Source organism: Pelotomaculum sp. PtaB.Bin117, assembly GCF_002067195.1.
GTDB lineage: Bacteria > Bacillota > Desulfotomaculia > Desulfotomaculales > Pelotomaculaceae > Pelotomaculum_D > Pelotomaculum_D terephthalicicum.
Genome location: NZ_MVQM01000155.1, coordinates 1 through 10,736, shown reverse-complemented (window position 1 = coordinate 10,736; position 10,736 = coordinate 1). Strand labels below are relative to the sequence as shown.

At 44.0% G+C, this 10,736-nt stretch carries 9 protein-coding genes and 1 pseudogene; 9 read left to right on the top strand and 1 reads right to left on the bottom strand.

What is annotated here, in order from left to right; translation table 11 throughout:
- Positions 1–61: 61 nt before the first annotated feature.
- Positions 62–571 carry a DUF3231 family protein gene (locus tag A4E54_RS11545; protein ID WP_286726190.1) on the bottom strand — a complete coding sequence of 170 codons (510 nt, stop codon included), beginning with the start codon at positions 569–571 and terminating at the stop codon, positions 62–64.
- Between the two features lie 106 nt (positions 572–677).
- Between A4E54_RS11545 and A4E54_RS11540 the strand changes: the two are divergent.
- From A4E54_RS11540 to A4E54_RS11500, 9 genes and pseudogenes are all read left to right on the top strand, one after another.
- Positions 678–1,691: pseudogene (locus A4E54_RS11540) on the top strand (efflux permease Rv1217c-related protein).
- A gap of 708 nt (positions 1,692–2,399) precedes the next feature.
- Positions 2,400–3,758, top strand: coding sequence for a sigma-54 interaction domain-containing protein (locus A4E54_RS11535; protein WP_240084139.1), 1,359 nt, complete (start codon positions 2,400–2,402; stop codon positions 3,756–3,758).
- Positions 3,759–4,005: 247 nt separating this feature from the next.
- Positions 4,006–4,422, top strand: a complete 417-nt coding sequence (gene lpdD / locus A4E54_RS11530) for a prenylated flavin chaperone LpdD (RefSeq protein WP_240084138.1) — start codon at positions 4,006–4,008, stop codon at positions 4,420–4,422.
- Between the two features lie 335 nt (positions 4,423–4,757).
- Positions 4,758–6,185, top strand: a complete 1,428-nt coding sequence (locus A4E54_RS11525; RefSeq protein ID WP_240084137.1) for a UbiD family decarboxylase — start codon at positions 4,758–4,760, stop codon at positions 6,183–6,185.
- Between the two features lie 52 nt (positions 6,186–6,237).
- On the top strand, positions 6,238–6,528 hold the full coding sequence (locus tag A4E54_RS11520; RefSeq protein WP_240084136.1) for a hypothetical protein: 291 nt from the start codon (positions 6,238–6,240) through the stop codon (positions 6,526–6,528).
- Positions 6,529–6,559: 31 nt separating this feature from the next.
- Positions 6,560–7,873 (top strand): phenylacetate--CoA ligase family protein, encoded by a 1,314-nt coding sequence (locus tag A4E54_RS11515; protein WP_240084135.1) that lies wholly within the window; start codon positions 6,560–6,562, stop codon positions 7,871–7,873.
- A gap of 192 nt (positions 7,874–8,065) precedes the next feature.
- Positions 8,066–9,331 carry a benzoate/H(+) symporter BenE family transporter gene (locus tag A4E54_RS11510; protein WP_240084134.1) on the top strand — a complete coding sequence of 422 codons (1,266 nt, stop codon included), beginning with the start codon at positions 8,066–8,068 and terminating at the stop codon, positions 9,329–9,331.
- A gap of 71 nt (positions 9,332–9,402) precedes the next feature.
- Positions 9,403–10,029: a UbiX family flavin prenyltransferase gene (locus A4E54_RS11505; protein ID WP_240084133.1), complete on the top strand. Its 627-nt coding sequence runs from the start codon at positions 9,403–9,405 to the stop codon at positions 10,027–10,029.
- 59 nt (positions 10,030–10,088) lie between these two features.
- The gene (locus A4E54_RS11500; protein WP_240084132.1) at positions 10,089–10,616 is read left to right on the top strand and encodes a gamma carbonic anhydrase family protein; all 528 of its coding nucleotides are present in this window, start codon (positions 10,089–10,091) and stop codon (positions 10,614–10,616) included.
- Positions 10,617–10,736 lie beyond the last annotated feature (120 nt).

The window sequence follows — 10,736 nt, the reverse complement described above, 5'->3', positions numbered from 1 at the left end:
ATATGAAAGCCAGGAGTCACCGCGTCTATCCTGGCTTTTCGTATCTGAAACTAGAGCTTTTTTAAGTACTTGAGTTACTGTAATTCGGTGCGCTATATACCCAGTTTTTTGATTCGCCGTATTCCAATAATAGGTTATAAATTTCGATTTCTTCATTAAGGAAATCCGTAAACATATTTCTAAGAAAATTATTGGTACATATATTTATTGCTTTAGTATGTAAGCTGAGAGCTGTCTGGGTCATGGACAAAATAATGCGAAACATCCCTTGATCTCTGGCTATATCCATATTTACCGAAAAATCAGTGCCTTTTGGTTGCCGTGGCGGCAGTGGAACCTGATATCTTTGCATGGCTTTTTCCAATCGGTCAATTTGGGGTAAAATTGTTTTGTTTAAGCCGTTTTTTAAGAGACGTTTAAGGTCATTATCCTTGGTTAGGTTTATAAAAATATCAATTAATTCAGCGGTATCATAACGGGCTATTAATTGCGTCCATAAAGAATATGCTTCCCCAGCATGGATGTCTTGATCTTGCCCTTCATTCGTTATTAAAGTTTTTAGTATCTTCATGTTGATAACCTCCTTAATATAATAGCCTTTGCAATAATTGTGTATTTTATTAACAAAGCCAGGAGTTCTCCGTCGGTAGTGGCTTTTCCATTCCCTCTAGCAGGACATGGGAATAGTTATGGCGATTTTGAATAACTTCGGAGGCGGCTATACCTTATTAAGATGGATTACTCCCATAGCATGGCAGCGGGTAACCCAACCGTTTGCCGGCAATCATGGCTGGGGCCTGCTGTATTGTGCTGTTTTTGCGGCTGTACCCGCCGTTATTGCTTATGTACTTTCTGCCCGCAGAGATCTGGGGGCAGGTGTTTTTTGGGCCCGTTCCGGGCCCCCGGAAGCGGTTTCCCATCTTTCCAGTCCTTTGGCGTTGGCTTGGAGGCTGCATAAGAGAAGTCTTATCGGTTGGCTGGTGGGGACAATATTGTATATTGTTGTGTTTGCGGCCATCTCTCCCGGTTTATCCAATGCCGGTGGAATGAGTGACTGGCTGTCGAATCTGGGCGGCACAAGTTGGTCTGATGAGGTGGGTTTGGGCTATGTCTTTATTAGCATCAGCATTTATCTGATATCACTTTTTGTGGCTGTTTATACCATGACCGCTGTATTGCGTCTGAAAAAAGAAGAAAATGAAGGCAGAGCAGAAATGCTGGTGGATAAGCAGGTCAGTCGGATTCGCTGGATGAGCAGCCATTTAATCGTAGCATCTTTATGTTCTGCTGCATTGCTGCTGGCCGTGGGCATTGCCGGGGGACTGGTTTATGGGCTTGCCGCCGGCGATTTAAACAATGAGTTTTGGCACATTTTTGGTATGAGCGTTTCAAAAATCCCACCTGTATGGATACTGTTAGGTGTAACAGCTCTATTGTATGGGTGATGGCCTCGCATAACAGCACTGGGATGGGTGGTTTGGTTATCGTTTAGTATATTGGAGCTTGCCTGGGAAACGCAGATCATTGATTGGTCACTAATGTGTATTTCTCCCTTCTCTTATGCCCACTATACCATTAATATTACAAATTTGCCGCTGCTTCCGTTGTTTTGGCTGATTTGCCTTTCTGCTGTATTGACGGGTATTGGATTGTTTGGATTTAGGAATAGAGATATTTTGACAAAAGCATAAACGGTTTAAAGCAGCTTATTAATCGTGGTTAACTCAGACTGTTAGGCGAGGCCACAAGTTTTGGTGCCGGTAGGTTCCAGAAAAAAAGGCACGGCAGACTGGGCAGGTGAATGCGGCCTGAACAACCGGGTAATATATTTGTCGAATTATATGGCAATTTGTTTAAAAATTTTTCTAGTGCAATAGAAGGCATACCATAGTAATATGACGAACTATCATAGTTAATATCTGGATGTATAAAATTAAAATAAAACCGGGTTAATATCTTAAATGAGATTGTTTATTTCCAAAGAAATATTGCATTATCGGACTGGTAGAGAACTGGATACATGTCACATCGTTATTTGTTAAAGCTAATTTTTAATGGCGTGGCCTATGGTGGCGGGAAATATGATCAGCCTTGGTAATGCACCTTCTAGCAACAAAAAGTAGTAAATCTTCTGTTAGTCCCGTCAGATAAAACCACAAAGCCTTCTTTTTCTAGATATAGAACTCTTGACTCAATTTGTCTTCTGCAATTACTAGAAACATGAAAAGACTTAATATTGCTTGTTTGCAATTTATGATGAGAGAGCTATGGCTATAATCCACCACACAATTTACGAAATTGTCGGATTAGTGTCAATAATATAAATAATATCAATAATGTGAATATAATATCACCCTGGCCTTGCAATGATGAGGATAATAACTCGGGGAGTGATATTCTTGTTTAATAGCCTTGTAGAAAGTATCGGTATACTGGGGCACGCAGTTTTAGACTCTTCCCCGGAGGGAATTCTTCTTGCTGATCACGAAGGCAATATTGTCTATGCCAATAATTCATACACATTAATTTGCAGAAATGACGGACAGAAAAGAATTGGTCAAAATATATTAAAAACGAACCCGTACGGAGCATTAACAGAGGTTATATTGACTGGTCAACCGGTTTTTGGCAAAAAACATTTACCACCGGGAGCCCAAACTGAAGTCCTTTCCAACGCCTTTCCCATCCACATTGACAACCAGTTTGTTGGGGCAATTGTATTCTTTCGTGGAGTCACGGAAGCGATGAGCATGTTAGATAAGTTAGCTAAAGCCCGAGAAGACATTCGGAGCTCTTCCGATAGGTCTAAGCAAATTGGACAGGCAAGATATGATTTTAATACAATAGCAGGTCAAACTCAATGTTTTAAAGAGGCTATTACTATAGCTCAGCGTGTTTCACAGACAGACTCAACCGTACTATTACGGGGAGAAAGCGGTACGGGAAAGCAGTTGTTTGCTGAAGCCATTCATAATAACAGCATGCGCCGGTATCAGCCGTTTGTTAATGTGAATTGCGCGGCCATTCCGGATAGTCTCTTAGAAAGTGAATTTTTTGGTTATGAAAAAGGTTCTTTTACCGGAGCAGGGCAGCAAAAAATTGGGACTTTCGAAGTAGCTAATCAAGGGACTATTTTTCTGGACGAGATTGGAGATATGGATTTGCGGCTGCAGGCCAAGCTGCTGCAGGTGCTCCAAAACGGAAAGTTCCGTCGTTTGGGGGGCACTAAAGAAATAAAAGTAAATACGCGTGTAATCGCCGCAACCAACCGGAACTTAGAGGAATTAATTGCCAAGGATTTGTTTCGTCTAGATTTATATTACCGGTTGAATGTAGTGAATATAGAAATTCCGCCGCTGCGTAAACGAATTGACGATATTCCCTTAATAGTGCAAAACTTGTTGCCTAAAATTAGTTGCCGGGTTGGTAGAGCGATAAAAGGTTTGGAAGATAAAGCTTTAGGCAAATTGGCAAACCACTGCTGGCCAGGAAATATTCGTGAATTGGAAAATGTTCTAGAAAAAGCTGGCACACTATGTGACAGGGAATGGATCAAGGCGGATGATATTTGCCTGTCACCACTGCCGTCTCAAAAACCTGAATCCATTGTCTCATTAGAGGAACTGGAAAGGTCGATGATAAGCCGTGCACTCGCAAAGTACGGCCCTTCCTTGGCCGGCAAAAAGGAAGCTGCTCAGGCGTTAGGTATCTCTTTAACAACATTATATAATAAATTGCGGAAATTTAAATGTGATTAACCCAAATAAGAACAGCAAAGTATTTAAATGATATAATATTATTATAAAAAATAGAATTATATATACAGGTATGAAATACAGGGTTGGTTTTCTAAAAGGTGACCAACGCTTTTAAGTATTACAAGTCTAAGGATAGAAGAGCGTAACAAAACGCTGAATTTGTTAGAAATAGAAATTGGCATATAAATTGCAATTAATATAATGCGCTTTTTACTTTATCAATCTCTTTTAGAGGGAGGGAATAAATTTGACGGAACAAGTGGTTTATGCCGCGGGTGATGGGAAATATAGAGTTGAATTGATGGTTTCAATTACCGGAGACGGTTTAGTCGCACATCTTTATGGCGGCGATAAGCCGCATGTAGGAGCAGTTGCAATAAGCCTGACTAGGCCAAGCATCTCCGACAATACTAAAGTCAGCTGTAACACGAGCGTGATACCTTTGTTAGGTCATAAAGATGACGAAGTGGCCAAGCCCATTGCGGAAAAAATAGCATTAGCCTTTGGTAAACCTGTAGTTGTGGTTGTAGGTATACACGTGGACAATGCCGGGCCGGAAGAAATTAAAAAAATTATGGAAAATTGTAACTATGTGGCGCAAATATTTATTGATGGACATCGACCAAGCTATTTATTGCCCAATAAAGTATATCTTGATTATTAATCAAAAATTTTTTATTAATTTTTATTAATAATTTATTAATTATAACAATTTAATATATTGTGAAATAAAAGAAAATTATAAATATTGAAATTAAATTTTCAAATATTTGAATTTCCTTGAACAGGTATAAGATACGGGGTTGGTTCTCTCAACAGAAACCAACCCTTTTAAATTCTGCAAGTCTAATGATAGAAGAACGTCACAAAACGGTGGATTTATTGGGAATAGGACTTGGTATATAAATTGCTGGTAATATAATCAGCTTTTACTTTTAAGGCAACCGCGGAGCCGAAGAAAGTCTAATAGCAAAAATAAGGCATGGAGGGGATGAACCAATGAAAGATTTGAGGCATTTTATCGGACAGCTTGAGCAAAATGAGGAATTAGTGCGGATCAAAAAGGAAGTGGATTGGGATATTGAGCTAGGAGCGATCAGCCGCCGGGTATACGACCAATACGGCCCGTGCCTTTGGTTTGAGAAGATCAAAGATTATCCACAGGGATACACCGTTATTAACGGTGAGTGTGGCACTTGGCGGCGGGTGGCCATTGCCATGGGATTGGATGCAAACACGCCGTTGCGGGAGATTTACGAGGAATATGAGAAGCGGATAGAAGGACGGGTTCAACCCAATATCGTTGATCGTAAAGCGGCTCCCTGTAAGGAAAATGTCTTCATCGGGGAACAAGCAGACATCTATAGGCTGCCGGCCCCCCTTATTCACGAGGGAGATGGCGGGCGCTATATCGGTACCTGGGACGCCGTGATAACCAAGGACCCGGAAACAAACTGGACGAACTGGGGCATGTACCGCTTCATGATCCACAATCAGAATTTTCTTGCCGGATGGCCCCAGACCACCAGCCAGTTTGCCATGATGCTGAACGAGAAATACGTGCCCAAGAATCAGCCTATGCCTGTAGCTTTAGTGATTGGCTCACATCCTCTCGATCACATGGTGGCTACCGCGCCTATGCGGCCTGGAGTAAATGAGGCTGAGGTGGCCGGATCTTTAAGAGGAGAGCCGGTCGATCTCGTTAAGTGCGAGACAAGTGAAATCATGGTGCCGGCCAATGCGGAAATCATTATTGAAGGAGAAATTCCCACAGACGCCATTGTACCGGATGGTCCCTTTGGAGAATACCCGGGCTTCCGGAGCGGTACCATGGCAGAAGGCGTGGCTTTCCGGATCAAAGCGATCACACACCGGAATAACCCCATTTTATCAATGACCGCCCTGGGCGCCCCGGTTGATGACAGTTCAATTGCTGCCTCTCTGACTGCGGCCGTGGGAATGAAATTAGGGCTGCAAAGGCGTGGCATCGACGTAACAGATGTATACGTGCCGCCTGAAGGAGTCACTCACCTGGTTATTGTCGGCGTGAGGACAGGCGGGATCGAAGTAACCAAGAAAGTGCTTGACTTCTTTATCGCGCGGCGGGTAATGGTTTCCAAAGTCATCGTGGTAGACAAAGATGTGGATGTCTTTGACATGAAACAGTGGATACATGCTTTTGCCACCAAGTGTCACCCGGGACGGAGTATCGTCGTGGAGCACTTTGTAGGGAAGTCCAATGCCCTCACTCCCTGTTACGATGCGGAAGAACGGCGCATCCTCAAGGGAGCGTTCGCGGCCTTTGACGCTACCTGGCCGTTGGAATGGCCGAAAGAAAACATCCCGCCGAGGGCTACTTTCAAAGAGATTTACTCGCAGGAAACGCAGGATAAAGTGCTGGCCAAATGGCATGAATACGGGTTTTAGAAATCCGGACACTTTTTGATTAATAAATGAATTTAAGGAGGCAGAGATTTATATGCCAAAAGAATATCTTACCTATGTTCGTAAGTATGCGGATCTTTATGAAGGTGAGCGCGACATATTTATTAAGGACCTGACACCGGGTCCGAGAAAATACGATACCAAGCAGGTTAGAGCTTTAGTAGCCCGCTCGGCCGAGAATTTGCCGGGAGCGGACACTCTCTGGGTACGTTCAGAAATGGGTGTGCTTGATCCGAAACCATGGGCGATTAAAATTTTGAAAGAACTGCCTGACTATGTAAAAGGTCGTCCTTATACCGACGTATTTAGCGTCATGAACAAGTAAACGGTTTATACTCCGAGAAAGGTGGGAGGTAATGTTTTACGATCCGGCAATTGAAACAGTTCCTCGTGAAAAAATACGGGACATCCAATGGCAAAGACTACGGGACATGCTGGAGAAGGTATACCAGGGCAACCGGTTTTACCAGGATAGGTTTAAGAAACACGGGGTAGCGCTTGAAGACATCCAAGATCTTAACGACATAACAAAGCTGCCGTTTACGAACAAAAAAGACTTCCAGAAGGATCAGGAAGAGCATCCCGTTTTCGGGACAAACTTAACGGAACCGTTCGAAAACTATGTCCAGTTCCACCAGACTACCGGCACCACAGGCAAACCCTTAAAATGGCTCGATACGAAAGACAGCTGGGCCTGGCGGGCGCGTTGCATGGCCCATTCACTGGCAGCGGCAGGTGTTACAAACAAGGATGTCCTGTTATTGCCATTTAACTTTGGCCCTTATACCGCTTTCTGGGGTGTATACGAAGCGGCGCAGCACTTGGATGTATTGACAATTCCCACCGGGGGGTGGACCACCGAGCAGCGTTTGAACAGCATAGTCGAAAACCAGGCCACCTTAATCATCGGTACACCTACTTATATGCTGCGCCTGGCCGAGGCGGCCCAGGAAGAAGGTATTGACCTGGCTAATTCAGCCATCCGGGTGCTTATCCTGGCCGGGGAGCCGGGAGCAATGATTCCGTCCGTGCGGGAAAAACTCGAAAAAGCCTGGGGTGCGAGAGTATTTGAGTACCCGGGATTAACCGAGACCGGCACCTATGCTTTTATGTGCGAACATGATAACCAGGCTCTGCACATTATTGAGAGCGAGTTTATCGTGGAAGTTTTGGATCCAAAGACCGGGAGAAGCGTTGCGGACGGTGAGACCGGCGAACTGGTGCTCACGAATCTGGGGCGCACGTGCAGCCCGGCCATCCGTTACCGGACCAATGATCTGGTGCGCTTGGAAAAATCGTCTTGCGCTTGTGGCCGGACCTTCGGCAAATTAATCGGAGGGGTCCTGGGGAGACAGGATGAAATGCTGATTATCCGGGGGGTAAACGTCTTCCCGAGCACTATGGGGAATATCGTGGAAGAGTTTCTGGAACTGGGAAACGAATATCAGATTACCGCTTACCGCCGGGGTGACATGGATGAATTAAAAATACAAATCGAGATGACTCCCTCGTCAAAAGATGTAAGTGAGCTCATTGCCACCGAATTAAAAAAACGCCTTAACTTGCGGGTTGATATACAGACAGTGCCCAAGGGGACACTCGCGCGTTCAGATTATAAAGGCAAAAGATTTATCGACGAGCGGAGTAAGCGGTCGAGTAGCGCGGGATAGTCAAATCTCAAAAAATTATACCTGCTAACAAGCTACAGATAAAAATTTGGCACGAAAATTCCGGAAGGGGGCTATATAGCACCGTCCCCTGAGATCTCCCATGGGGGGTGTTAAAAGAACCGCCCCCCCAATTTTTTTTAATTGGGAATTTCCCAAAGGTGGATAGTTCTATAAAAGATAGGAGGGTTTTGCGTGTCTAAGGGTTTACTAGAACGGGGCCCGGGGATTAGAGAATCCTTAAAAGCCCTGCCGCATAGTTTTAATATCAATAATGTCACCGCAGCCTTAATCGCAACAGTTTTTAGCTTGAGCGGGCCGATCATATTATTAATCAATATTGCTAATGAAGCCCATTTAACTGACCAACAGACTGTTACATGGCTTATGTCTATTTATTTTATCAGCGGTGCGTTAATGGTTTTTTTTTCTCTTTATTACCAGCAGCCCATAGCCATTGCCTTTTCTTTGCCTGGCATCATTGTAATAGGCAGTCTCATGAAAGTTTTTTCATTGAACCAAATGGTCGGGGGGTATATTTTTGGAGGGCTGATATTACTTTTTCTTGGCGTTACCGGTTTAATTAAAACTGTAGTTAAATATTTGCCTTTACCAATCATTATGGGAATGATTGCGGGGGCTTTGTTTAGTTACGCAATGGGAATTGTTACATCGGTTCAAAAGGATTATATAGGCGCTGGAATAACATTATTAGCGTTTTTTGTAAGCCGACTTTTTACAAAGAAGATCCCGCCTCAGGCGATCGCGCTGGTAGTTGGCGTAATTGTTAGCATATACCTCATGAAGTCGAAGATGGCAATGGGTGATCTATTTTATGCTCCTCTTTTAATAAAACCCGACTTTGGCTTTGCCGCAATATTATCCATAGGCGTACCACTGGTATTGCTGGGGCTTGCTGACTTTTTGAAAGGTTACGGGATTCTAACAGCCAATAAATTTGATGCGCCTGTTAATGCGATGATTACGTCTACCGGTATTTGCTCAACAATAGGCGCTTTTTTCCTGGCGCACAGTATTACAGTTGCCGGCCCGGTAACTGCGATAACCTCTTGTGATGATGCCGGGCCGAAGGACTACAGGTGGGTCGCGGGATTTTTAAAAGGGATTATTCAAGTTTTTGTTGCATTTATAAGCGGATTGTTAGTACCTTTTTTAAGGTCTTTGCCTGCAACTGTTGCCAACGTTTTAGCGGGGCTGGCAATGGTAAGCTTATTTATCACTGCGTTTGAAGTAGCTTTTAGTAGCAAGAATAAATTTCAAATGGGAGCCTTTTTCGCGTTTATCGTTGCCTACTCCAATTTTTCAATCTACAATATCAGCTCTCCGGTATGGTCATTACTGGTTGGTATAATCGTCTCATTAATTTTTGAGAGGGAAAACGTAAAGTCTTTTCTTCATCCCATTGTCGAAGCGGATGGAATAGCCAGTTCCCGTGGCTAAGTTAACAGGTTTTAGGTTTTTTAGGCTATGTCACAAGAATGATTAAACGATATGAGCAGGAGGGTGCAAACATGAATGTTCAGCGAATTATAGTCGCTATCACGGGGGCTACCGGAGCAATTTACGGTGTTCGGCTGCTTGAGGCTTTACAGGAATGTACGGGTGTAGAAACTCATCTTATCTTGAGCAGTTGGGCTGAAAAAACAATTGCTTTAGAGACAAATTACGATGTTGAGGCGGTGCGCAGAAAGGCCAATTTCTGCCATGAGCTGCGTAATGTGGGAGCAGCGGTTGCCAGCGGTTCTTTCCAAACCAGCGGTATGGCTGTTATCCCCTGCAGCATGAAAACACTGGCGGCAATAGCCCACGGACTGGCTGAAAACCTTATTATCCGTGCTGCCGACGTGATGTTGAAAGAACGAAAGAAGCTTATTTTGGTTCCACGGGAGACTCCTTTAAATGTGATCCATCTTGAAAATATGCTTGCAGTAAACAGGGCGGGGGCGCATCTGGTCCCGCCCATGCCTGCTTTCTACAACCACCCGGCTACCATCGACGATTTGGTTAATCATCTGGTCGGGCGAGTGATGGACCAGTTTGGCTTACCGCATAACCTGACCCGCCGGTGGGGTGAGGTTGCTCTGGTTGACTCGCATCCGGTGAAGTTTAATGAAATGGGTCAGGTGGCTCGTTCTTGAGAAGAGTATTATAGTGAAGAGCTTTAAGAATAAGCTTCATTTAGCCGGGGGGTTAATTTATGGCTTTATACCGTTTTGCCGGGCGAATGCCGATAGTAAGCGCAAAAAGTTACATAGGTGAAACTACTATGCTTATTGGTGATGTTAAAATCGGTGATTGTTGCTATATAGGCCCTGGAGCTATACTCAGGGGTGATCATGGTACTATTGAAGTGGGTTCGGGTACAGCTATTGAAGACGGTGTAATTATTCATGCATTTACTGGTGGTAAATGCCATATTGGGGAAAATGTAACTATTGGACACGGTGCAATAGTCCATGCGGAAGATATTGAAGATTATGCAGTAATTGGAATGGGAGCAATTCTAAGCCTGCATGCCAGAATCGGCTCATGGACTATTGTTGCCGAAGGAAGCGTGGTGAAAAACCGTCAAATTATTCCCGGCGGGGTTGTGGTGGCAGGTAATCCGGCTAATATTGTACGGGACGTAGAAGCTAGGGACCGGGAATTTTGGCTATGGGGTAAGCAACTCTATGTTGATCTTGCGAAAAAATATCTGCAGGATGGAATGGAACAAGTGGAATAAAAGATTTTAAAGAAAAGAGGTGTAAAGACATGGAGGTTTTAGAGATTATAAATACGGACGTTCTGGTTATAGGCGGCGGCGGTGCGGGTTTATGCGCCGCCATTTCATCTAGAAAAGAAG